The sequence below is a fragment of the Paenibacillus sp. BT-177 genome, assembly GCF_025846815.2.
GTDB lineage: Bacteria > Bacillota > Bacilli > Paenibacillales > Paenibacillaceae > Paenibacillus > Paenibacillus polymyxa_C.
On record NZ_JAOYTP010000016.1, the window covers coordinates 1 to 23,153 of the forward strand.

Here is a 23,153-nt window from a genome sequence, read left to right on the forward strand (position 1 = left end):
ATAGCGGAGGGGTTCCACACGTACCCATCCCGAACACGACCGTTAAGCCCTCCAGCGCCGATGGTACTTGGACCGCAGGGTCCTGGGAGAGTAGGACGTTGCCAAGCAACAAGTAAAAAGGACCATGATCTTATTGAGATCATGGTCCTTTTTTGCATGTAGCTGAAATTACTTATATTCTTACTTCTCTGTTGCTTACTCAAAGTAAAATATACTTTTGTAAGTAGATAGTTATCCTTAAATCCGTTTGTTTATAATGGTTGTCCTTCGTAGGAGTACAGTTGTTTGTACAGGGGAATACTACGGGTTAGGGCTGTTGATGAAGGCTTGACACCCCTATACCGCTTTGCTAAGATTGCAATAATATATTTTCAGAGAGCCTTGATTTGTCCATGTCGGACAGACAACAAGACCAATACAGACTAAACATTTTGAAGGAGGATCATCTTGGTGTGGGAAGATAAATTCGGTAAGGAAGGCCTTACCTTTGACGATGTTTTGTTGGTACCTCGTAAGTCGGTGGTACTGCCCAAAGAAGTAAGCGTAGCGACTCGTTTGAGTGATAACGTGAAGCTGAATATTCCTTTGATGAGTGCTGGTATGGATACTGTTACTGAGGCAGTGTTGGCAATTGCAATGGCTCGTGAGGGCGGTATCGGTGTTATTCATAAAAATATGTCGATTGAGCAGCAAGCGGTAGAGGTAGATCGGGTTAAACGCTCAGAGAGCGGTGTTATCACCAACCCATTCTCATTGACTCCGGATCATTTGGTGTCCGATGCTGAGGCTGTTATGGGTAAATACCGTATTTCCGGTGTGCCTGTTGTAAACGAAGAGAACAAACTGGTGGGTATTATTACTAACCGTGATCTTCGCTTTATTCACAATTTTGATCTTAAAATTAGTGAAGTCATGACAAAGGAAGAATTGGTAACTGCACCAGTAGGCACGACTTTACAGGAAGCGGAAGTCATTTTGCAAAAGCATAAAATTGAAAAGCTTCCTCTGGTCGATGAAGGGAACTACCTCAAAGGTCTGATCACCATCAAAGATATTGAGAAAGCTATTCAGTTTCCGAACGCAGCGAAGGATGCACAAGGGCGTCTTCTGGTCGGTGCGGCTGTCGGCATTTCCAAGGATACGTTTGAACGGACTGAAGCACTTGTAAAAGCTGGTGTGGATTTGATTGTTGTGGATTCCGCTCATGGCCATCATATTAACATTATTGAAGCAGTCCGCGAGTTGCGTAAAACTTATCCTGATCTGACGATTGTAGCAGGTAATGTAGCTACGGGTGACGGAACGCGCGAATTGATTGAAGCAGGAGCATCGGTCGTTAAGGTTGGTATTGGCCCAGGCTCTATCTGTACAACACGCGTAATTGCAGGGATTGGTGTTCCGCAAATAACAGCTATTTATGATTGTGCAACAGTAGCACGTGAATATAATATTCCGATTATTGCAGATGGAGGGATTAAATACTCCGGTGAAATTACAAAGGCCATTGCGGCAGGGGCTTCTGCAGTAATGCTGGGAAGTCTTTTTGCAGGTACGGAAGAGAGCCCAGGCGAATCGGAAATTTATCAAGGACGTCGCTTCAAAGTATATCGTGGTATGGGCTCTATGGCTGCGATGAAGCAAGGTAGTAAAGATCGTTATTTCCAAGATGACGACAAGAAATTGGTACCGGAAGGCATTGAGGGACGCGTTGCTTATAAAGGACCACTTTCCGACACTGTTCACCAGCTGTTGGGCGGTCTTCGCTCCGGTATGGGATATTGTGGTACTGCTAATATTGAAGAGCTTCGTAACGATACAAGCTTTATCCGTATTACAGGTGCAGGTCTGCGCGAAAGCCATCCACATGATGTGCAGATTACGAAAGAAGCGCCAAACTACTCTCTATAAAATTCAGCTGTATTTGACTTGACGACAGGCAGAGCGCATTTCGCTCTGCCTGTCTTTTTTTAGAGATACCCCTGTGATAGAATAGACAAGTGTCCGCCTTCTCATGAGGTTATTGATGAATTAGGACGCATAGGTATTTTGGATGATTCCTACCAGTTAAGAAGATTCGAGCAGTAGAATGCTCATGACAAGCTATATCTTAGGAAACGAAATGACATTAAATTGTATAACACTAAAACATTAATTCTTTGGCCAAGTAAAGGCTGTAACCACCGTCTCGTTATACATAGCGGATCGGGTTAAGGTACGAGAGGAGTTTGTATTCATTTGAAAGCGAACAATTTTAAAAAGAATAATAAACGCAGCATGATTAAAAAGAGTGTGACTGCAGTCATGGTGCTTAATATGATGTATATGTCGGCCTTGCCTGTTGTAGGCAATTTCGATTCAAGCGTGGCTACTTTTGCTGCTGGAGCGGCAACAGAGGCAACGAATATCACGGGAACAGGTTCCATTAACCCCCCTAGTCTGGCACTTCGTTCGGCCATTTTGATTGAGCCTTCCACTGGGCAGGTTTTGCTCTCTATGAATCCAGATGAGCCGCTTCCGCCAGCCAGTATGACCAAAATGATGACAGAGTACCTCGTAGCGGAGCAGGTTAAGCAAGGAAAACTTAAGTGGACGGATAAGGTTACGGTTAACGAGAATGCTTCTAAGAGTATCGGATCACGTATTTTTTTGGCTCAAGGGGATCAACATACGGTAGAAGAGCTTTATATTGCCATGGCAGTAGGTTCTGCCAATGATGCCACAGTAGCTCTTGCTGAACGCGTATCTGGAACCGAGCAGGATTTTGTAAAACTAATGAATGAAACTGCTCAGAAAATGGGTATGAAAAATACGTATTTTATTAACTCGACTGGCTTGGATCGTAAGGATATGCCTACAGGGTTTCAACCGGATACAGACCGGGAAACTGTGATGACAGCGAGAGACGCAGCTACTCTGGCCAGTTACATCATTAAGGATCATCCAGATTATACACGGTTTACCACAATTCAATCGTACAAATTTCGACCGACTGATAAAGCGCCAATTATTAACTATAATTGGATGCTAGAAGCAAACAAAAATATTACTAACTTTAGAAAATTTGCTTATCCTGGCTTGGACGGTATGAAAACGGGCCATACGAGCAATGCTGGAAACTGTTTTACAGGTACGGCTGAGCGTAATGGAATGCGTCTCATTAGTGTAGTTATGGGAGCAGATTCAGAGCCTCATCGTTTTACAGAGACGGCTAAAGTGCTGAACTATGGCTTTGATAACTTTGAAGTGAAGCAGGTTGTTGCTCCAAAGACGGTGGTTAAGGGCGTTGAGAATGTGCCTGTAACCAAAGGTACGGAAACAGAAGTGCCGATTGTCACAAAAGATGCAGTAAGTTTTATCGTGCCTAAGGGTGCAAGCAATCCTAAGGTAACCTTTACAACGAACATAACACCAGCAAGCTCTCTCGTGGCACCTTTGAAACAAGGGGCTAAAGTCGGTACGATTACGTACACATACAAAACGGATGGCGTGGATAAAGGCCAGACGAAAACTGTTGATTTGGTTACAACCACGGCAGTAGAAGAGGGCGGCTGGTTCCGAATGCTTTTCCGGGCAATTGGTGATTTCTTCGGCGATTTGTTCCAGGGAATTAAGAATCTCTTCTAAAGATGAAATGCTAATCGACCTAACGTGTCCTGCATTACTTATTTTGTAACTTGAAATGATTGTGTATTTGGCGTTCGTACGGTAAAATCTTAAGTTAGAATCTAAACGTAACCCTTACAGGAGGCAACGACATGGAAACGGGAACTTCGCGTGTAAAAAGAGGTATGGCAGAGATGCAAAAAGGTGGCGTAATCATGGATGTCATGAACGCTGAACAGGCTAAAATTGCAGAGGCAGCAGGCGCTACAGCCGTAATGGCTCTTGAACGAGTGCCTTCGGATATCCGTGCAGCTGGTGGGGTTGCTCGTATGGCTGACCCTACGATTGTGGAAGAGGTTATGAAGGTTGTTTCTATTCCTGTTATGGCTAAGGCTCGTATTGGTCACTTTGTTGAGGCAAAGGTACTCGAATCTCTCGGTGTTGACTATCTCGATGAGAGTGAAGTATTGACACCTGCAGATGAGGTGTTCCATATCGATAAGCGGGAGTTCACCGTTCCATTTGTTTGTGGAGCCAAGGATCTAGGGGAAGCATTGCGTCGTATCGGTGAAGGCGCATCTATGATCCGTACAAAGGGTGAGCCGGGAACTGGAAATATTGTTGAGGCTGTTCGTCACATGCGGTTTATTAATGGTCAAATTCGCAAGGTGCAAAACCTGTCGAAGGACGAGCTGTATGCAGAAGCGAAAAACCTCGGAGTTGCTTATGAACTGCTGTTGGAAGTGCATGAGCTTGGTAAGCTACCAGTGGTCAACTTTGCAGCAGGCGGTGTAGCAACACCTGCGGATGCTGCGTTGATGATGCATTTAGGCGCTGATGGTGTCTTTGTAGGCTCTGGTATCTTCAAGTCGGACAGCCCTGAGAAATTTGCACGTGCAATTGTGGAAGCGACCACTCATTACACGGATTACAAGCTAATTGCAGAAGTGTCCAAGAATTTGGGAACTCCTATGAAAGGCATTGAAATTTCCAAACTAGCATCGCATGAGCGCATGCAGGATCGTGGTTGGTAAGAAAGAAGGGGCCGGCATGAAAATAGGAGTATTGTCGCTGCAAGGCGCTGTGGCTGAGCATATACGAAGCGTTGAACGTGCAGGTGCTGAAGGTATAGCAGTGAAGAAGATCGAACAGCTCGATGAGCTGTCCGGTCTTATCATTCCCGGTGGTGAGAGCACCACTATCGGCAAGCTAATGCGCAAGTATGATTTTATAGAGGCTATACGTCAATTTTCCAATCAAGGCAAGCCTGTATTTGGCACTTGCGCGGGATTGATTGTATTGGCCAAAACGATTCAAGGACAGGAAGAAGCACATTTGGGACTAATGGATATTACAGTATCGCGTAATGCTTTTGGTCGCCAACGAGAAAGCTTTGAAACAGACTTGAACATTAAAGGGATTGAGGAGCCGGTTCGTGCGGTGTTTATACGCGCGCCTTTAATACAATCTGTCGGAATGGGAGTAGATGTGCTGTCTGAGTATAACGGCGAGATTGTGGCAGCCCGTCAGGGTCATTTACTGGCTTCATCCTTCCATCCGGAATTAACAGACGATTTCCGGTTACATCAGTATTTTGTGGATATGGTCCGCGGATAGCGGAAAGTCAGGTTTGTAGTGTAGGAGGGATCACCTGTGTTAGATATAAAGATTTTGCGTAATGAGCTTGGTCGGGTTGAGAAAGCTTTACAGAACAGAGGTAAATCTCTGGATCTGATTAATGGTTTTACAGATCTGGATGTAAGCCGTCGTGAGTTGCTTCAGGAAAGTGAAGGACTCAAAAATCGTCGGAATGTCGTATCTGGTGAAGTAGCCAAGTTGAAGAAGAATAAGGAAAATGCGGATGATCTTATTGCTGAAATGCGCCAGGTCTCCGATCGTATTAAAGAATTGGATGAGCAAGTGCGTGAACTGGAAGTTCAGATCGACGAACTGGTGATGTCGATTCCTAATATCCCCAATGAGACTGTGCCTGTAGGCGCTTCGGAAGAGGACAATGTGGAAATTCGTCGCTGGTCAGAGCCACGCGAGTTTTCTTTTACACCCAAAGCACATTGGGAGTTGGCTCAGGATCTAGATATTCTTGATTTTGAGGCTGCAGCTAAGGTGACGGGTTCTCGTTTTACGTTCTATAAGGGACTGGGAGCGCGTTTGGAACGTGCGCTAATTAACTTTATGATGGATCTGCACAGTAGTGAGCATGGTTATGAAGAAATGCTACCTCCATACATTGTAAATCGGGACAGTCTGTACGGAACGGGTCAGCTTCCAAAGTTTGAAGAAGATTTGTTTAAATTGCGTGATACTGAGTATTATCTCATTCCTACGGCCGAAGTTCCGGTAACGAACTACCACCGTGAAGAGATTATGAATGCAGATCAGCTTCCTAAATATTATGTGGCATACAGCTCTTGCTTTCGCTCAGAGGCAGGATCTGCAGGACGTGATACACGTGGCTTGATTCGTCAGCATCAGTTCAATAAGGTGGAAATGCTCAAGCTGGTCCACCCGGATACCTCTTATGAAGAATTAGAAAAAATGACGAATAACGCTGAGCGTGTTTTGCAGCTGCTCGGACTTCCATATCGGGTGCTGGCACTTTGCACAGGGGATATGGGTTTTACGTCTGCCAAAACGTACGATCTGGAAGTATGGTTGCCTGAGAGCGGCATGTACCGTGAGATTTCTTCCTGTTCCAACACAGAAGACTTCCAGGCACGTCGTGCAAACATCCGGTTTCGTCCAGATGCGAAGGCAAAGCCTGAATTTGTACATACACTGAACGGTTCAGGGTTGGCTGTAGGGCGGACTGTAGCTGCTATTTTGGAGAACTATCAGCAAGAGGATGGAAGCATTGTGATTCCCGAAGTGCTGCGTTCATACATGCGAGGCATTGAGGTTATAACTCCTAAATAGTAAGCCTTGCATTCTTAAAAATTCTGTGGTAAAATAATTTTGTTGCGCCTCAGTTGTTTGATAGAGGGAAGCAGCTTTATCCATTTACCACCTGGAGAGGTACCGAAGCGGTCATAACGGGGCGGTCTTGAAAACCGTTAGAGTGCAAGCTCACATGGGTTCGAATCCCATCCTCTCCGCCATATTCTAAATAAAACCAAGCCATTCAAATACGATAGCTGGTACATTAGGTTCTATATGCTAATGATCAGGAATCGTGAAGAATGGCTTTTTTGTTGTATAAAAAGCCTGTTTTTTTCACACGTTATCAGATGTGGAGGTGCTGGCATGAATCGAGAAATGACAGTAGATCAGCAAAAGCTGGTAGAGGCCTGGCAGGAACAACTGCCGATTCTTTTGAATTCAGGGGATAAAACACAGGTACAGGCAGATGAAGCCGATAACCGGGCTATACGAATCCATATCGAGGTAGAAGGCCGACAAATGTACTCCTTTGATTTTGCGTGTACGTATGTAGATTCCCGGGAAGTACAAGTTAGCTTAGTCGATGTAGAGCGTGACGGGCGGTCTGTGGATGAACGAACAGATATCATTCAACAGCTGGTGTCCGATTATACTCGGCACATTCACCAATGTGCCCAAACATTACAGTCATTAACGCACTCGTAGTCATGAAGGAATGAGGAGGAAGGCGACATGACAAAGGCCAAAAATGGACTTGATAAAAACCTGTCCAACATTGTCGATGATTTGGAGCAACGTCCAGTAAATAGTCATCAGGCACAGCAAGTGCAGCAGGATCGTAATGATCGTCGTCATCAGGATTCACTGAATCACGATAAAACGGAAGATCTGACCCATCTATAGTCCTATTTTAAATGGTAATAAACGGATTTGTTGATGTACCAATAATTTAGACTTAGAATGGAGGATGCGTAAATGGGCAAGCCTAGAGCTGTTCCTGTTCCCGAGGCTCAGGATTCTGGCGGAAGTAATGAAAAGCGTGAGCGTAGTCATCAACAAGAGCCCCTATCCGGTTCCAAGAAGGTGAAACAGCGGAATCACGTCGATCACCACAACAGACAAGGTTCATAAGCAGTCAGACTTTTCTCCTAAAAATATTACAAAGTATAGTACACCCTGGTTAAAGAGCCAGGGTGTCTTTGTGCTTATTGTAAGAAAATTTTCCAATAAGTGTTTCGCCGTTTGTGAATATGAGTTAAAATAGAGGGTGTGTATTTTTTTTATAGCATAAAAAAAGGGGTTAATTTGAGAGGAGAGAATCTACACAATGAGTAAAAAGTTATCCGTCTTGGTCCTCACTATGGTGTTGCTTATGACGGTAGCGCTGGTAGGTTGTAGCAAGAAGTTAGAACCGAAGGAAGCTGTTACGACCGGTACAGCAAATGCTATGAAGCTGAATTCCTATGAATCCAAAAGTCAATTTACCGTTAAGGAACTGACAATTACCTCCGCTTCTGTTCCAGCTGAGCAAAGTGCAATGGTAACTAGCATGCTGAAAAATGCTGATATTACAATGGATGGTGTATACCAAAAAGAGCCTTTCCAATCTGAAATGACGCTGGGCATTCATTTGAAAGGTGATCTTTCTACCAGCTTTACGATTCCAATGGTAATGACTAAAGATAAATTGTATGTTAAAATTCCTAATATTCCATTTTACCCGCTTCCACAGGATGTTGTAGGTAAATTCCTACTCATTGATCCACAAGAACTGGCTAAACAATCAGGACAAGAGTTTAACCCTGCAACTATGGACCAGGAAAAATCGCAAAAATTTGCGAACGAAGTGATTGCTGCGATTATGAATGAGTATGATCAAGCTACGTATTTCTTTGATATTGATCCTAAAGATGCTAAATTGCCACAAGGCGTTGAAGCTAAACAAGTGGTTCAGTTTAAAATCACGAACGACAATGTGAAGCAAGCGACTAATACATTTATTACTAAGGCGCTTCCTAAGGTCCTAGATATTATGTCTAAAGACGAATATGCTAGCATGCTTCAAGTGAAGAAGGAAGAACTGGCTGAAGCGAAGAAAGAACTGCAATCCAACACCAGCGAAGTCAGCAAAAAGCTGGATGAGTTGAAGAACTATTTGACAGTGAAACAGTTTGACATTAACACTGCTCTGAACAAGGATAACGTTCCTGTGTATCAAGATCTGAATGCGAACGTGGAAGTGAATGATCCTTCTACGAAAGACAATGTGAAATTGTCTGTAACAGGCTACTCGCAATACAGCAAAATCAATGAAAAAGCAGCATTTAAAGTGGGTATTCCAACAGCTGATCAAGTTCTGACTATTGAACAGCTACAACAAAAAATGCAAACTGTATCTCCTTAATTAGAAGGTAACATGATTACAAACATCATTCCTTCGAATGTGATGTAAGAAAACCGCTCGGCGTAGGCCGGGCGGTTTTTTTTGTTTATGAATAAGTTATCCTCTGTGCGGTTATTGAGATTCGTCACACGTGATCCTCAGCTAGAATTCCGAACATCTGATGATCCTGCCATTCGCCCTGAATCTGTACCAGCTTGCGAGCAATACCTTCTGGCTGAAAGCCACACTTCTGTAATACGCGTTGTGAGCGATCATTATGGAGAAGGGTGCCTGCTTGGAGGCGATGTAGAGATAAGGCACGGAAGGCATACTGTATGATCAATTTTAAGGCAGCCGTCATATGCCCTTTTCCCTGCTCATGTTGATCCATCATATAGCCGACATCGGCGAATTGTCCAACTCCACGCACCAAATTGGAAATAGAGATATAACCTATCAGCCGTTCTTGTTTTAGGAGAAAGATACCAAACAAGTATCCTCGATCTTCTTCCGCTTGGCGCAATCTCTCACGGATGTAATCCTGCTGTTTCCCTAAAGTGAAAAATGAATCCTCATACAGCGGTTCATAGGGCGCATGAGAGTCCCTATTTCGAAGCCTAAGGGCGAGAAGAGCTTCTCCATCCTCCAAGCTTAGGGGACGTAAAAAGATACCTTGAGGCGTATTATACAAGCTCATAGGCATGGGGTGATCTCCTTCCATGAGGAATTAGCAGTGAGATGAAGAAGAGCGTTAGGCTTTTCCTCCTCAGGATGGAGATGAAGGAGGAGACAATTTGGCAGCCGCTCTTTTTTGCCGGAGCTGCCGAAAAAAGTTTGTTAGCATGGAGGCACATTCCTCCTGAAGTACACCACTGGTTACTTCTGTACAATGATTGAACCGAGGCTCCTGCAATAAATTCATTAGCGTGCCTGCGCAGCCCGCCTTGGGATCTGTGGTGCCGTATATGAGATGGGGGACGCGTGATTGCACAATGGCTCCAGCGCACATCGGACACGGCTCCAAAGTGACATACAGCCTGCAATCCAGCAGGCGCCAAGCTCCCAAATGCTCACTGGCCTGCCGGATGGCAACCATTTCTGCGTGTGCAGTTGGGTCGGTGTCGGTCTCGCGCAAATTGTAGCCGCGACCGATGATTTCATTATCTTTTACAATGACAGCTCCGATGGGGACTTCACCCAACGCTTCTGCCTTATACGCTTCCTGAATGGCTTCTCTCATCCAATAGGCGTGATCCATAATGGTCACTGGGAAAATACTCCTTTCAAACGCGGAATTATCCAACGAACAAGTATTCCGTTGTTAACATGATGTGAATAAAATTGTGGATAACACCATACTTGCCCACAGGTTTATCCACAGTTTATAATAACATCTGTGTATTTGTGGACTATATGTGGATGATTATCTTAATACATTGTAGGTAAATGCTCGCCTATTGACAACATTGTTCACAGGATGTGTATTTATGTATATCCGGTAAATGTAAATGCTGGTATCCCAGGCACTATTACGGTATCATTGAGTTAGCAATTGCCAGTAATCGCCAGCATACGGCAAGAGGTGAGAAATCAGTGTGTCGATAAAAATCAGAATAACGATCATTTTGTCGGGGTCGGTCCTGTTTATCCTATTGTTAAACATCGCACTCAATTACTACACGACCCACGAAAATCTAAGAAGTGACAGTGAAACCAAAATGGTTCTGACGGCTAAAATCATCGGAGGAGCTATTGAACAAACCCGACATAGTTGGGAGGCTGTTGACAAGCAGCTCGGATATAATCTGTGGCTCTCTGCTACGTTGGCTGCCAATCAGCTTGATCCCGACATCCGAAATATCCAGCAGGAACAGCTACAACAGATAGCTACACTCCACAGGGATATTAATATTTCTTTGATGATCCGAGATGGACAGGGGTATAAGGTTGTCAAATCTTCGAATCCTAAAGAGCTAACGTCATCCGATCCATTAATGGGGTATTGGAAAAATGCAGTTGACCAATTATATGAGCATGGACAGGTGGCCATGGCGCATGGCCAGAATCTGGATCATTTTTGGACCAGTTCTTTTGATTACACAGATTCAGCCTCCTCACATATTAATAAATGGGGATTTTATTATGACCAAAAACGCAACTACTTAATTCGAGTATCCTTCCAGGATACTTCAGTCCAGGATTTTATACCTATCTTGAGTCCAGCTGAGATTGTGAAGCAGACTCAGCAAGTGGATTATCGCATTTTGGAGATAACAGGAATCAACCCTGCAACCTTTGGTGGCGCTACGATGGACAAGAACGGTAACGACCGAAAACACTATTACATGTACAACGAACCGATCCAATTCGGCACGTATCAACTAACGAGAGTGCCTGAGGATCGTTTGGCCGTGTCCAGGGCGATCCTTTCGGGAGAGAGTATCGTACAAGATTGCTATATTAAAGGCGAACGAGTGCTTGTCAGTTACATACCTTTTTATCCGACAAACCGTGATGCCTATGTCATTCGTATTGTCATGAATTATGATACAATCGCTTCTGTTATATCTAAGCAATTGATCAGTTTAGTTGCTATTTCCATTGTTCTATTGGAGGTTGTGATCATTGGAAGCTATGTGCTTGCCAGCCTATTTGTCCGTCCGATTCAGTCGATTTTGGGAAAAGTGAACGAGATGGCTGACGGCCATTTTGATACACGACTAGAAATTAAGGGCGGCCATGAGCTTGCACGGCTGGGTGAGCGCATCAATGCGATGGCCTACAATCTGGGGATGTATACGAGAAGACTTGAACAGATGTATGAAGAAAACCGTTCTGTAAAGGAGCATCTAGAATCGGTTATTAATCAGACGGCAGATGCGATTCATGTAACCGATCAGGAGGATCGTGTTATTCGGGTTAACCATGCCTTCGAAGCTTTGTACGGATGGACTAAGAAGGAATTGGTTGGCCGTAAGCTGGAGTTTGTACCTCCGCAGCAACAAGAGGAGTATGAATTTCAGAAGGAGAGCCTGCTTCAGGGAGAAAGCATCGTATCAAGTGAGACCCTACGAATGCGTAAGGATGGAAGTACAGTAGAGATTAGTATGAGTACGTCCCCTATTCTGGATGAACAAGGCGAAATCTTAGGCTTTATCTGTGTTTCGCGTGATATTACGGGGCGCAACCGAATGGAAGAACTGCTGCGTAGATCAGAGAAGCTGACAACCGTAGGGCAACTGGCGGCAGGAGTAGCGCATGAGATTCGTAATCCATTAACCACGCTACGTGGCTTCCTACAACTACAGCAGCAAAATCAAGTGTTGAATATGAAACACAACGATATTATGATGTCTGAGCTGGACCGCATTAATTTGATCGTTAGCGAGTTTTTAATACTGGCGAAGCCACAGGCAGTGCATTTTCAGAAAAAAGATGTTCGTTATATTGTGAGTGATGTTATTTCTTTACTGGATAGCCAGGCGCATCTGTTGGGTATTGTATTCAACCTTCAGGTCACGGACGAGCCTGCCTTGGTATATGCTGAAGAAAATCAGTTAAAACAGGTATTCATTAATTTACTTAAAAATAGCATGGAGGCTATGAGTAAAGGTGGCATCATCACAATTCATTTGTTCTTAGAGGGAGAAAGCGTTAAAATCTTCATACGGGACCAGGGAACAGGTATTCCCGCAGAAATGCTATCCAAGCTGGGAGAACCTTTTGTCACAAACAAAGAAACAGGTACAGGACTAGGGCTTATGGTCAGCCAGCGTATTATACAGAGCCATAAAGGCACACTGGATATTGAAAGCACAGAGGGAGAGGGAACAACCGCCCTCGTGCAGCTTCCGATCGCCAAGCCTGAGTAATGAGCTGGGGGCAGAAGGAAGTGTGTTCGTAGAAATGGAGGGTACACAGGTTGCGCATTAACAAATTTATCAGCGAAACTGGCTTTTGCTCGCGCCGGGAGGCGGACAAGCTGGTAGAGAGCGGCCGCGTGACGATTAACGGCGAAGTGGCCGTGCTGGGCAGTCAAGCGGAGGAAGGCGATGACGTCCGTGTGAACGGCAAGCCACTGCGCGATAAGTCCGATCACGTCTATATTGCATTGAACAAGCCAGAGGGCATTACAAGCACGACAGAGAGCCACATTAGAGGCAATATTGTCGATTTTGTGGGGCACCCGCAGCGGATATTTCCAATTGGACGCCTGGATAAGGATTCGGAAGGTCTCATTTTATTAACCAATGATGGGGACATTGTGAATAAGATCTTACGGGCAGAAGGCAAACATGAGAAAGAATATATCGTAACAGTGGATCGTCCGGTCACACCATCCTTTGTGCAGGGGATGTCCAGCGGTGTAAAGATACTCGGTCATCGAACGCTGCCCTGTGAAGTAACACGTGTATCTGAGTATGTATTCCGTATTATCCTGACAGAAGGGAAAAATCGTCAGATCCGACGTATGTGTGCTGCCTTCGGTTATGAAGTTAAGAAACTGCAGCGCCTGCGAATTATGAATATTCGTTTAGGATCCCTTCAGAAAGGCGCCTGGCGTGATTTAACAGAGGCTGAAAAGCAGGAACTGGGCCAGATGCTTGATTATACACTTAGCTAATGCCAGAGGCCTTCTTATAGCCTACAGCGCTTGTCCCTCGTATATGACAGGGCTAGAGAACAGAAATCCCTAAAGTAAAAGGCACCAGCTGCATAAAAAATGCGGCGGTGCCTTTGTTCATATAACATATTCATGATCAACCTTCATTCGAGCTTGAGGTAGGACTAATAACTTGTGTACCGTTCTGATATTTGCGAAGAACGGAAATTTCGACACGACGGTTTTTGGCACGTCCTGCCCCAGTTTGATTGCCTGCCAATGGTCGATACTCGCCATATCCGATGGATACAAACTTGGTAGGATCAAGCTGCGGATTGAGCAACAAAATACGCAAGAAATTGAGCGAACGCTTGGCACTCAAATCAAAGTTGGACGGAAACTGACTATTGGAAATAGGTACATTGTCCGTATGACCTGATACGATAACATCATAACCAGGAAACTGCTGAAGCATGCTGGAAATGGATTTGGCCAGCTTTCTCGCTTCTGGCTTTACTTCGGCCTGCCCGGATGAAAACAGGGCATTATCACTAATGGTGATCATCAGCTGGGATTGGTTCAGCTTGGTGTTCAGTAGGGTGGACAGGCCGTTATTTTGAATATACTGATCCATTTGCTTTTTAAGCTTCTTTAAATCTTCTTCTTCCCGCTGGGCGAGTTGCTTTTGCAGATCAGAGGTAGAAGTGGCTTTCGATTTTAAGGGTTGTGATACCTCTTCTTTATTTTTGCCCATATCCATGGATTGTGACGACGGATTCGCGGCTGAGTGATCCAGCACGCCAGTACCGCCACTAAAAGCTGAACTCAGGGATTGAGCCATAGTTTCAAATTTTTTGGCATCGAGCGAGCTCATACCGAATAAGACAATGAAAAGAGCCAACAGAAGGGTCATTAAGTCGGAATATGGCAACAGCCAGCTTTCGTCAGCATGCTCTTCATGTGGTTCATGTCTCTTTTTACTCACTGGAATCGCCATCCTTCTGGGTCATCGAAGCCCGTTCGGTTGGAGTTAGGAAGATTGCTAGCTTCTGGCTGATGGCAATCGTCGAGATACCGGATTGAATGGAAAGCAGACCTTCGACCATCATTAACTTAAGTTCCACTTCTTTTTTGGATAGCCGTTTCAGCTTGTTGGACATTGGATGCCATAGGACATAACCTGTAAAAATACCGAGCAACGTTGCAATAAAGGCGGCTGCAATGGCATGGGACAGTTTTTCCATGTCACTAAGGTCGGCCAGAGCGGCGATCAGACCTACAACCGCACCAAGTACCCCGAGTGTTGGAGCGTACATACCGGCTTGGGAGAAAATCAGTGCGCCGGCGCGGTGTCTATCTTCGGTAGCGTTAATGTCTTCCATCAGAACATCGCGTACGAACTCCTGATCATTACCATCGATAATCATTCGCATACCGCCGCGCATAAAGGGATCGTCGATCTCTTCGACCTTGGATTCCAGCGCGAGCAGACCTTCACGACGGGTAATGGATGCCCATTCGGTAAATGTACCGATAAGCTCCTTGCGATCCAGCAATTTCTGCTGGGTGAAAATAATTTTAAACAGCTTTGGCACCCGTTTCATGTCATCCATCGGAAACGCCATGAATATACTTGCTGCTGTTCCGACGAAAATAATCATGTAAGCAGCGGGGTTATTGACCAGATTGACGACTGGCGCGCCCTTCAGGATCATCCCGACGACCAGTGACAAAAGCCCGAGCACAAGTCCAATAATGGTTGTAATTTGCATGATACACCTCATCCATGAGAATAGATTTTGAATCCTTTCATGCCGCATGGGTCGTCCTTGCCCCAAGCGCGTCATTATGAGACGGATTATAGTATTTATCGACAAAACTCTCTTTTTTGTTAAGGGCGAATTTCCGGTATAATAAAGTGATTATGTATTGAATCGCTGAACCATTGGAGGAAATAGCATGGGAGTAAAGCATGGGCGCGAGTATGAACAAATTTTGAACGATTTGACAGAGGCTGTGGGACGCATCCCAGATAGCTATGAATTTTTTGAAATGGAAGCAGAAGATTGGGACAGGCTGGACCCGTTGGGGCGTCAGGAAGTCAATGAAGCTTTGGCAGAAGACCTATTTTATGCATTGGGTACGGAGCCCATAATCACTGTAGGCAGCGGCGTTGTGATTTATGAGCCGGAGCAGCACCGGATCTATGTACTCATCGGAGATGAGGAGCTGACGTCGGTCCCTTTGATTTGAAGGCCGTCTTATGGATTTATCAACGGGGCCGTGGTAATATGTACACCAATATATCGTAGTTTTGGCCGTATGTAAGCGGCTAAAAGGCTTCCGTATAAACGGGGAGGAGTTCGTAACATGCCTTTTACACAAGAAGAGATTGAAGCACATCTGGAGAAACTGGAGGGCTGGGAACTGGAGGAAGGACGTTGGATCGTTCGGAAATATAATTTTTCCAGTTTTATGAAAGGAATTGCATTCGTGGATGAAGTTGCCGCTATATCTGAGGCATTCAATCACCATCCATTTATTACGATTGATTACAAGACCGTGACTCTGCGTTTGACCTCTTGGGACGATGGCGGTATTATGGCCGTAGATATTAAGGAAGCCCAACAATATAATGAAGCTTTTGAAAAAATGCGCAGCAGTCATTGATTTTATAATGATCTGTTGTATATATTAAGAGCGCCTTCGCTATACAACATCGCGGTTGTATAGCGAAGGCGCTCTTATTTATAGAGCCCGGTTCTGTTGTTCAGGACGATATACCATACAATAGAACGGTTTTCTGCCATCTGGAGTCTGACGTTCATAGGTATCCGTCAGCTCAAATCCAGCTGCCTTGTAGGCTCGTATAGCCCGCTGATTCCAAGTGAGAACCTCTAGGTCAATTTCATTCTGTGGATGGCGTCGTCTGGCTTCCTCGGCAATGGCCCGGACAAAATCGGGGCCTGTGCCATGTCCGCATCTTTCGGGATGCATTCCAAGACCCAGCCGGGTCACACCGACCATAGGAAAATATTGAGCAAATCCCGTCAGCTCATTCTCTTCGTCCAGTACGGCAACATATTGCTCTTGGCGAAGCGTGGGACTTCCAAATTCGACTTCAAGTGCCTTCATTTGTTCCCAGGGAAGCCAGCCGTATATGTTGTAGGGAGGATCATAGCGCCACTCACAGATTTCAGCCGCTTGATGCTCGTCCATCGGTACGATCCGGTAGTTGGATATTGAGGCCGGCACTTTTTCATTCCTCCTTATGTAGGTACTTCAATCATTAACCACAGATTGTAGACAAGTTGTAGGAGAATGGCAAGCGTGTTTATTTCGTACCTAAGTCGGGTATACATTCAATAAGAAGGATTTACTGCTCATATGCTCCCCCAGCGGTGGCGGTAAACCGACGATGTTCGCTAAAACTGAAACCTTTTGAGGTGTCAGTTCGTCAGTAATGATAATAATTACTGATGTAGTGGACATAAAAAACCGCAATTCGATTCCGGCCAGAATCAAATTGCGGCTAGGGTTAGCTTGCTGTGCGGTAGTTATTCTACGTTGTCGTCATCAGGAATATCTGAAGCTACAGAATGGTAAGCGTCTGTGCTCATAATTCTTTTTGCACCGACATAACGGTTAGCGTAATAATTTTCGTTCAGTGAGCTAACTACTACACCACGTGAAGTCGAGGAGTGGGCGAATTTCCCTTCACCTACGAAGATACCTACATGGGAAACGCCTCTTCCTGTGGTGTTGAAGAACACCAGGTCGCCTGGTCTCATTTCATCGCGGGATACAGAAGCTCCCATTTTGAATTGTGATCCAGATTGATGCGGCAGTTTAATTCCCAGTTTGTTGAATACATACATTGTGAAGCCGGAGCAATCGAATCCCTCGAGTGTAGTACCTCCGCTTCTATAGTTCGTTCCTTTGGCATCTTGGATGACCTGGTCCATCTTAGAGTCTGCAAATGCACTGCTACCACCGAATGTAAAAGAGGTAAAGGCAATGGCGAGACCCATGGCTGCGATCGTTAGCTTCTTCTTCAAAAAAAATATACCCCTTCCAATGCCTGCGAGGTTAGCTTAAGGATTCGGTAGAAGGTTCCCCTATGACCACTCTGTTGCGAGATCAATTCACCCAAACTGGTTCCCCCGCTTCCTAGGTGCCAGGAATTAGGCTTAACTTAAGATGTGCACCTTGGAGAGCAGTATTCACGACAACGATGTTTTTAAGATAAAGGTTACAATAAAGATTACAAAGTTGTTACTATCAGTTCACTGCGATTATTGTAACAAAGACAGCAGGCTTTGGCAAATGTTTCATCGCAAAAAGTTACAAAAAAAATCTGTTCCTAACGCCCTAGGAACAGATTCTGTTAACAGTATTCAGTTATGTGCCGTTTGCACGGGAAAGAAAAAAGTTTTTTCGACAGCTAAAAATGCAGGAGAAAGCATAAAGAGAGGGATTAGCCTCTGCTGGAGATATCGATGTGCCATAGACGATACTGCGAACTGATATGCCACAGCCTGACCAGACTGGTAACAAAATGATACGATTGCTGGAGAATTAGCGCCAACATACCAGTCCAAATCATCGCTACGGTGCCAAATAGACCGAAGACCAGCAGCACACAAGCACCAAGCAAGAGAGATACGCTTACAGCCGGAAGAAGCTGGCGAAAGAAGGCGAGCAGGGACGATAGTATGGCGTGACCACTGACCGTGCCCAGTTGCATATACAGGATGCACTGCCGAATGAACCAACCGTAAGCCACCCACCCAATGGTATAGGGCAACAAATGCAGCAGGTAAGAGGAAGATTGCAGCGTCCCTGCTACAATAGGATAGAGTCTCGGTACCACCCAGAAGGCGGGAAGCAGCAGCAAACCCAACTCGATGATGTAATACAACAGAGATGACATACCGTGACGTTTCATCCCCTTGAAGAAGGACAGGCTTTGCGGTTCAGACGCATCGGTATACAGGCTTTGATATATGCCAGCTCTAATGAAGGGAGTGATTAGGACGCGCAATACGGTCGCCCCTAGTAGTATCCATAAATATACGTGTACTTCCCGGCTGTCCATCAAAGCGATCTGGCCCTCCATCCAAAACAAGGTCTTTCCCAGCTCGTTTTGGCTCTGATCAGGATAACGCAGCAGCAGCGGGACAACGGCCGACTGTACCAGCCGATAGAGAAATACTCCCCACAGCAGACGATACAAAAATAAAATGATAACGATATAAAAGCGTATGCGCACTAGCGCCCAGCCTTCTTTTAAAACAGTCCGCATCTATAGACACCTCACCATGACAGACTTCCAAGCAGTGTCTCCAACAGCTTGGTTACACTCACACTCCAACGGGTTTGTTGCTTTTCGTCCAATTCAGCCTTCAGGCTATTATTAATATGCTTGTTCTCCAGTGCAATAGTGTATAGAGGATCAACGGTCACATAGGACACGGGAGAGGTGCTTTTGAGTCGGAAAGATGTACTTTTGCCCGTACCGTCCCATGCCTTAAATATTGTGGTGCCATCCTTGAAGGTAAATTGAACAGGGATCTTGGGATAATCTGCTCCTTTTTTGCTGAGCGTCACGACTGCTTCATATCCATTCTCCAACTTGCGGTTCGTGATGCGATCGACAGAAAAGTCCGCCATCTGGCCGTCATATACATATTGTTCAAAATAGTGGCTCCATGAGCGTCCAGTCACCCTCTCCACGACACGCTGAAAATCCTGTGAGGTCGGATGCTTGAATCGGTAGGTCTGGACATAGGTTCGCATAATCCGGTCCATTTTTTTCGTACCCACCTGACGTTCAATACCTCGTAGTACCAGCTTGCCTCGTGAGTAGGCATTTTGTGCATACTCAGCCGACGATCCGTACTTCCAGGATTCGCGGTTTAGGGGCTGTGGAGAAGCTACCTGTCCGGATTGTAATGGCAAGTTGGGGATAAGCCCATATTCTTGCTCCATGAGCCGTTCTTCTGCATAGGAGGTGAAGCCTTCATCCAGCCAGGGCTCCTCAAATTCATTATTGGCTACCATTCCGTAGAAATATTGATGCCCAATCTCATGAACCAGCGTCCGTTCCAGATTATAGCCGGGATTCAGTTGGTCCGCAGCTGCGGCCGTGATGAGTGTCGGATATTCCATGCCGCCGGCTCCACTGCCTGTTTTGGGTGGAACGACGATAGATAGAGTGGAATATGGATAAGGCCCGTACCATTTGCTGTAGTACGAAAGGGCGGCCTTGGCTGCGCTCATATAACGTCCTTTTAGTTCCTTATGGGACGGGTCCAGATAGAGCTTGATTTTGACACCAGGAACTTCAGTAGAAGAAAAGGGTTCTTCTACGGCTACAAAGTTGGGTGAAGCGGACCAGGCAAAATCGTGTACATCATCGGCATAAAATTGATATATTTTCTGGCCGTTCTGTCGTACTGCACCACGGGTAGGAAATCCGGTCGCTGCTACGATGTGTGTTTCAGGCACCCGAATTCGTATGCTGTAAATTCCAAAATCGGCATAGAACTCGGAGTTGCCATGATACTGATGGAGGTTCCAGCCCTCGTCGGCGCGTCCACGTTGTCCTGCAGTCTCATAGACGCTGAGCTTTGGAAACCACTGTCCAGCCATTACAAAATCATCTGTCGCACCCATACGAGCAAAAATGCCAGGCAGTTTGACTTCAAACTTCATATATAGTGTGATTTCTTCGCCACCTCGTACTGGCTTGGGCAGACGTACCTTCATGAGCGAACGGTCACTTGCGTTACCGTCATCTGGTTGTACATATTGAGTACGGTGCATGAGAGATAAACCATCTTCTGTTTTTAGTTCGGTCAGCGTCATGGAGCCAAAGCCGTCCTTGGGCATGGTGTCTCCGCGCAGCTTTCCCCCGGATTCTTTCATAAAGGTGGTTTCCATAGAAGAGAAGGCATTCGGGTATAGATGAAGATACAGATCATTCACAGTTTTCTTGCCTGGATGTTTCCAGGTCAGTGTCTCAGTGCCTCGCAAAACCCGTCCTTTTTCCAGAGATACATCAATGTGATACTCCACCACCCGTTTGCTGAGAATTTCCGAAGCGGGCTGTGGAGGGTTCTTGGGCAGGTCGGGCATGATGTTGGCCCCTAGAGGCTTGCCCATATCTGGCGCAAGCGCAGATTCAGACTCGGAGCCGTATAGTGGTTTGCCTGCAGACTGAGGGGCGGATTGCGATTGGGGTTGCCAGGCAAACCATAACGTCCCTGCGAGGAGTCCGAGGGCTAGTGTAGACAATAAAACGATTTTGGAGCGTGCTGGGGTCATACAATGGATACCTCCCGTTGACAAGCATCTACAGCATGTATATGTTTGCTTTCGGGAGATTATTAGTTAAAATATTTATAGTGTAGAATGAGTGTGAAGACGGAAACTGGAGGCCTAGTGACGCATGAGTGAAAATCAGCCGGACGGCAAAAAGCAGATTGCACTGAATATTGTCAGTGGCAAGAGTAAACATAAGGGCTTCGGCGCAGGCTCAATCGACCTGAACAGCATGTCCCCGGTCATCATTGACCGAGGAGAGGCAAAAATTGATATCGGTGCCATGCATGCCAAAAGTAAAGTAGAACGTGGAATCAAGTTCTCTACGAATAAAGAAGACGTACCGAACGGACGCCAGGTATGGCTGGTATGGGTAGCTGTGGACCGTACGCCTGAAGGACGTATGTACGGTGGCGCGACGGCCTGCGAGATGCTGATTGACGACGAAGCCAAACGCGGCTGGAAAATTCTTGCCGATCATGTTAACCGTATGGATTATGCACTCAAGCGCCGTTTCATGCTGGATGATCTCGGCAGCGAAGATAAAGCAGCGCTCAAAAGCCTGCTGATTTCGCATAATCAGGAATGGTGGGACGCTTCGCCAGAGGAATTGAAGCAGGCGCTCGAAGGGTAAGCCTAGCGTTAACAGTGTACACAACTGCTTAAAGAGCAGTCGGCAGTAAGGTTCAGAAGTAGACCGATACCTTGGTTGGGGTCGGTCTACTTCTTTTTCATGTAAGTTATGAACATCATCGCCTTGACATCATGGAAAGGCATTCACTATAATTCAAATAGAAATCGGTTTCACTCCGGTTTTTATTTAATGAATTCGTGGAACCGGTTCCTGAAAGGATATAGTTTTTTTCCTATCGCTGTTTATGAATGTAATCTCTAAATAAGGTGGCATCGTTATGTTTAAATGGTTGAAAAAGAAGGCGGCTCCCCGTATTGAAGAATTCGACATGGTAGCGCCAATTAAAGGAAAAGTGGTTTCTCTAGAAGAGGTTCCAGATCCTGCGTTCTCTACAAAAGCTATGGGGGATGGCATCGCTATTCATCCATCTGAGGGTAGGGTCACCGCTCCTTTCGCCGGAAAAGTTGCCCATGTCATGGAGAAAAGCAAACACGCTCTGATTATTGAACATGAATCTGGCGTACAAGTTTTGATACATGTCGGGATTAATACCGTCTCTCTCAAAGGGCAGGGGTTTAACCCTCATGTCAAAGTAGGAGATAGCATTAAAGCTGGACAATTATTGATGGAGTTTGATCTGGATGCGATTCAACAGGGTGGATTACCTGTAATTACTCCAGTAATCGTTCCAGACGGGCAAGATATGATCAGTCATGTGGAGATATTAGAAAGCTCATCTGCTACTTCAGATGTACCTGTACTAAGGGTTCATTTAAAAGCCTAGCTTTCATTCAGAAAAGACTAACCAGGAATTCTTGGTTAGTCTTTTCTTTAGATAATTCACTGACTGGTCAAGGGACTGGTATGAACATGTGAACAAAAGCTAGGATTCACATATTTCAGATATCCGCTGATTACAATTGCCTTCGTATAGCCCTCCATGAAAACAAATCACTTTTTTAATATCATATGGCAGCAGGTTTTTAAGAGATTCTTTGGCGATATTGAAATCACAGCAGTATTGCGGGTCTGGAGCCAGTAATTTGCTGCTTACTACACGTAGAGCATCTCCTGCAATCAGGGTTTGACTGGATTTATGATAGAAACTTAGGTGTCCTGGTGTATGACCAGCAGTATCTATAACTAAGATCCCCCCACAGAAGGGCAATTCCTCTCCGGCAACGATGGTGGAGTTTACAATTGCCTTTGGGGGATTTTCAAGTGTACGCCGGAATGCATGTCTCCACTCTACCGGAACGGATTCAGGCATGGAGCTTACAGCTTGATCTATTGCTTCTGGGGTTAGCTTTATAAGCTGTTTTTCTCCCTGTATATAAGGCTTTTCGATAGAACTGGCTAATACTTGAACTAGGGAGGAAGAAGCCTGGATTACATCTGCTAAACTGCCAATATGGTCAAGATCCTGGTGTGTTATTAATATGGAGGTAAGTTTATGGATTGCTAATCCGGTATCTAGAATAGCTTCATTTAAAAGGGAGAGTTGCCCGGGGTAAGCTGTATCAACTAAAATCATATTGACTTCGTCCCACATTAAGGTGGGGTGAATGCTCTCTATACTTCCCATGATATTAGCAGAAACCTGGAGCATGTGTATTCCTTTGTCTAATTGCATCGAATCCCTCCCATAAGAGTTGATGTAATACAAAGGAATCTTATCATGAAATCCAAGTATGTAAACCTATATT

General features: G+C 45.3%; 24 protein-coding genes, 1 tRNA gene, 1 rRNA gene and 1 riboswitch. Of the genes, 17 read left to right on the plus strand and 9 right to left on the minus strand.

Annotation, left to right across the window (positions count from 1 at the left end):
* The 11 genes from rrf to OIU26_RS24675 form a co-directional block, all read left to right on the plus strand.
* Positions 1 to 107 (plus strand): 5S ribosomal RNA (gene rrf / locus OIU26_RS24625); the annotation flags it as partial.
* 343 nt (positions 108 to 450) lie between these two features.
* On the plus strand, positions 451 to 1,908 hold the full coding sequence (guaB, locus tag OIU26_RS24630; RefSeq protein WP_013368721.1) for an IMP dehydrogenase: 1,458 nt from the start codon (positions 451 to 453) through the stop codon (positions 1,906 to 1,908).
* A gap of 327 nt (positions 1,909 to 2,235) precedes the next feature.
* Positions 2,236 to 3,624, plus strand: a complete 1,389-nt coding sequence (locus tag OIU26_RS24635; protein ID WP_040102436.1) for a D-alanyl-D-alanine carboxypeptidase family protein — start codon at positions 2,236 to 2,238, stop codon at positions 3,622 to 3,624.
* Positions 3,625 to 3,755: 131 nt separating this feature from the next.
* On the plus strand, positions 3,756 to 4,637 hold the full coding sequence (gene pdxS / locus OIU26_RS24640) for a pyridoxal 5'-phosphate synthase lyase subunit PdxS (protein WP_013368723.1): 882 nt from the start codon (positions 3,756 to 3,758) through the stop codon (positions 4,635 to 4,637).
* Between the two features lie 16 nt (positions 4,638 to 4,653).
* Complete coding sequence (pdxT, locus tag OIU26_RS24645) at positions 4,654 to 5,220, plus strand: pyridoxal 5'-phosphate synthase glutaminase subunit PdxT (protein ID WP_013368724.1); 567 nt, start codon at positions 4,654 to 4,656, stop codon at positions 5,218 to 5,220.
* Between the two features lie 36 nt (positions 5,221 to 5,256).
* Positions 5,257 to 6,537 carry a serine--tRNA ligase gene (serS, locus tag OIU26_RS24650; RefSeq protein WP_058712451.1) on the plus strand — a complete coding sequence of 427 codons (1,281 nt, stop codon included), beginning with the start codon at positions 5,257 to 5,259 and terminating at the stop codon, positions 6,535 to 6,537.
* Between the two features lie 93 nt (positions 6,538 to 6,630).
* A tRNA-Ser gene (locus OIU26_RS24655) sits at positions 6,631 to 6,719 on the plus strand.
* A 145-nt stretch (positions 6,720 to 6,864) separates the two neighbouring features.
* A complete protein-coding gene (locus tag OIU26_RS24660) occupies positions 6,865 to 7,206 on the plus strand; it encodes a hypothetical protein (protein WP_013368726.1) in 342 nt (113 codons plus the stop codon).
* A gap of 27 nt (positions 7,207 to 7,233) precedes the next feature.
* Positions 7,234 to 7,404: a hypothetical protein gene (locus OIU26_RS24665; protein ID WP_013368727.1), complete on the plus strand. Its 171-nt coding sequence runs from the start codon at positions 7,234 to 7,236 to the stop codon at positions 7,402 to 7,404.
* Positions 7,405 to 7,476: 72 nt separating this feature from the next.
* Positions 7,477 to 7,632: a small acid-soluble spore protein P gene (locus tag OIU26_RS24670; RefSeq protein ID WP_014599349.1), complete on the plus strand. Its 156-nt coding sequence runs from the start codon at positions 7,477 to 7,479 to the stop codon at positions 7,630 to 7,632.
* A gap of 196 nt (positions 7,633 to 7,828) precedes the next feature.
* Positions 7,829 to 8,905, plus strand: a complete 1,077-nt coding sequence (locus OIU26_RS24675) for a hypothetical protein (RefSeq protein ID WP_014599350.1) — start codon at positions 7,829 to 7,831, stop codon at positions 8,903 to 8,905.
* A 124-nt stretch (positions 8,906 to 9,029) separates the two neighbouring features.
* Here OIU26_RS24675 and OIU26_RS24680 read toward each other — a convergent pair whose 3' ends face one another.
* The gene (locus OIU26_RS24680; protein ID WP_165084155.1) at positions 9,030 to 9,587 is read right to left on the minus strand and encodes a GNAT family N-acetyltransferase; all 558 of its coding nucleotides are present in this window, start codon (positions 9,585 to 9,587) and stop codon (positions 9,030 to 9,032) included.
* Between the two features lie 63 nt (positions 9,588 to 9,650).
* On the minus strand, positions 9,651 to 10,151 hold the full coding sequence (gene tadA, locus OIU26_RS24685) for a tRNA adenosine(34) deaminase TadA (RefSeq protein ID WP_014599352.1): 501 nt from the start codon (positions 10,149 to 10,151) through the stop codon (positions 9,651 to 9,653).
* Between the two features lie 328 nt (positions 10,152 to 10,479).
* Here tadA and OIU26_RS24690 point away from each other — a divergent pair, with 328 nt between their 5' ends.
* Both OIU26_RS24690 and rluF read left to right on the plus strand, forming a co-directional pair.
* A complete protein-coding gene (locus OIU26_RS24690; RefSeq protein ID WP_025677178.1) occupies positions 10,480 to 12,756 on the plus strand; it encodes a PAS domain S-box protein in 2,277 nt (758 codons plus the stop codon).
* Between the two features lie 50 nt (positions 12,757 to 12,806).
* Positions 12,807 to 13,508, plus strand: coding sequence for a 23S rRNA pseudouridine(2604) synthase RluF (gene rluF, locus OIU26_RS24695; protein WP_264218331.1), 702 nt, complete (start codon positions 12,807 to 12,809; stop codon positions 13,506 to 13,508).
* Between the two features lie 136 nt (positions 13,509 to 13,644).
* On the opposite strand, the gene motB is transcribed toward rluF, so the two are convergent.
* Both motB and motA read right to left on the minus strand, forming a co-directional pair.
* A complete protein-coding gene (gene motB / locus OIU26_RS24700) occupies positions 13,645 to 14,472 on the minus strand; it encodes a flagellar motor protein MotB (protein ID WP_013368735.1) in 828 nt (275 codons plus the stop codon).
* On the minus strand, positions 14,465 to 15,259 hold the full coding sequence (gene motA, locus OIU26_RS24705) for a flagellar motor stator protein MotA (RefSeq protein WP_013368736.1): 795 nt from the start codon (positions 15,257 to 15,259) through the stop codon (positions 14,465 to 14,467). Before motA ends, motB begins: the two co-directional genes overlap by 8 nt.
* A gap of 187 nt (positions 15,260 to 15,446) precedes the next feature.
* Here motA and OIU26_RS24710 point away from each other — a divergent pair, with 187 nt between their 5' ends.
* Together OIU26_RS24710 and OIU26_RS24715 are read left to right on the plus strand one after the other, a co-directional pair.
* Positions 15,447 to 15,740 carry a hypothetical protein gene (locus tag OIU26_RS24710; RefSeq protein ID WP_264218332.1) on the plus strand — a complete coding sequence of 98 codons (294 nt, stop codon included), beginning with the start codon at positions 15,447 to 15,449 and terminating at the stop codon, positions 15,738 to 15,740.
* 117 nt (positions 15,741 to 15,857) lie between these two features.
* Positions 15,858 to 16,157, plus strand: a complete 300-nt coding sequence (locus tag OIU26_RS24715; protein ID WP_007428083.1) for a 4a-hydroxytetrahydrobiopterin dehydratase — start codon at positions 15,858 to 15,860, stop codon at positions 16,155 to 16,157.
* Positions 16,158 to 16,235: 78 nt separating this feature from the next.
* Here the strand turns inward: OIU26_RS24715 and OIU26_RS24720 are convergent, their stop codons facing one another.
* The 4 genes from OIU26_RS24720 to OIU26_RS24735 all read right to left on the minus strand — a co-directional run bounded on the left by OIU26_RS24720 (position 16,236) and on the right by OIU26_RS24735 (position 20,816).
* Positions 16,236 to 16,742, minus strand: a complete 507-nt coding sequence (locus OIU26_RS24720) for a GNAT family N-acetyltransferase (protein WP_264218333.1) — start codon at positions 16,740 to 16,742, stop codon at positions 16,236 to 16,238.
* Between the two features lie 302 nt (positions 16,743 to 17,044).
* The gene (locus OIU26_RS24725) at positions 17,045 to 17,545 is read right to left on the minus strand and encodes a C40 family peptidase (RefSeq protein WP_013368740.1); all 501 of its coding nucleotides are present in this window, start codon (positions 17,543 to 17,545) and stop codon (positions 17,045 to 17,047) included.
* 5 nt (positions 17,546 to 17,550) lie between these two features.
* Positions 17,551 to 17,688, minus strand: a riboswitch (cyclic di-AMP (ydaO/yuaA leader).
* Positions 17,689 to 17,964: 276 nt separating this feature from the next.
* Complete coding sequence (locus tag OIU26_RS24730) at positions 17,965 to 18,792, minus strand: hypothetical protein (protein WP_264218334.1); 828 nt, start codon at positions 18,790 to 18,792, stop codon at positions 17,965 to 17,967.
* An 11-nt stretch (positions 18,793 to 18,803) separates the two neighbouring features.
* Positions 18,804 to 20,816 (minus strand): M1 family metallopeptidase, encoded by a 2,013-nt coding sequence (locus tag OIU26_RS24735; protein WP_058711800.1) that lies wholly within the window; start codon positions 20,814 to 20,816, stop codon positions 18,804 to 18,806.
* Between the two features lie 124 nt (positions 20,817 to 20,940).
* Here OIU26_RS24735 and OIU26_RS24740 point away from each other — a divergent pair, with 124 nt between their 5' ends.
* Both OIU26_RS24740 and OIU26_RS24745 read left to right on the plus strand, forming a co-directional pair.
* Complete coding sequence (locus tag OIU26_RS24740) at positions 20,941 to 21,447, plus strand: YwhD family protein (RefSeq protein WP_040102431.1); 507 nt, start codon at positions 20,941 to 20,943, stop codon at positions 21,445 to 21,447.
* A 277-nt stretch (positions 21,448 to 21,724) separates the two neighbouring features.
* Positions 21,725 to 22,231: a PTS sugar transporter subunit IIA gene (locus tag OIU26_RS24745; protein WP_040102430.1), complete on the plus strand. Its 507-nt coding sequence runs from the start codon at positions 21,725 to 21,727 to the stop codon at positions 22,229 to 22,231.
* 99 nt (positions 22,232 to 22,330) lie between these two features.
* On the opposite strand, the gene OIU26_RS24750 is transcribed toward OIU26_RS24745, so the two are convergent.
* Complete coding sequence (locus OIU26_RS24750) at positions 22,331 to 23,080, minus strand: MBL fold metallo-hydrolase (protein ID WP_264218335.1); 750 nt, start codon at positions 23,078 to 23,080, stop codon at positions 22,331 to 22,333.
* Between the last annotated feature and the right edge of the window lie 73 nt (positions 23,081 to 23,153).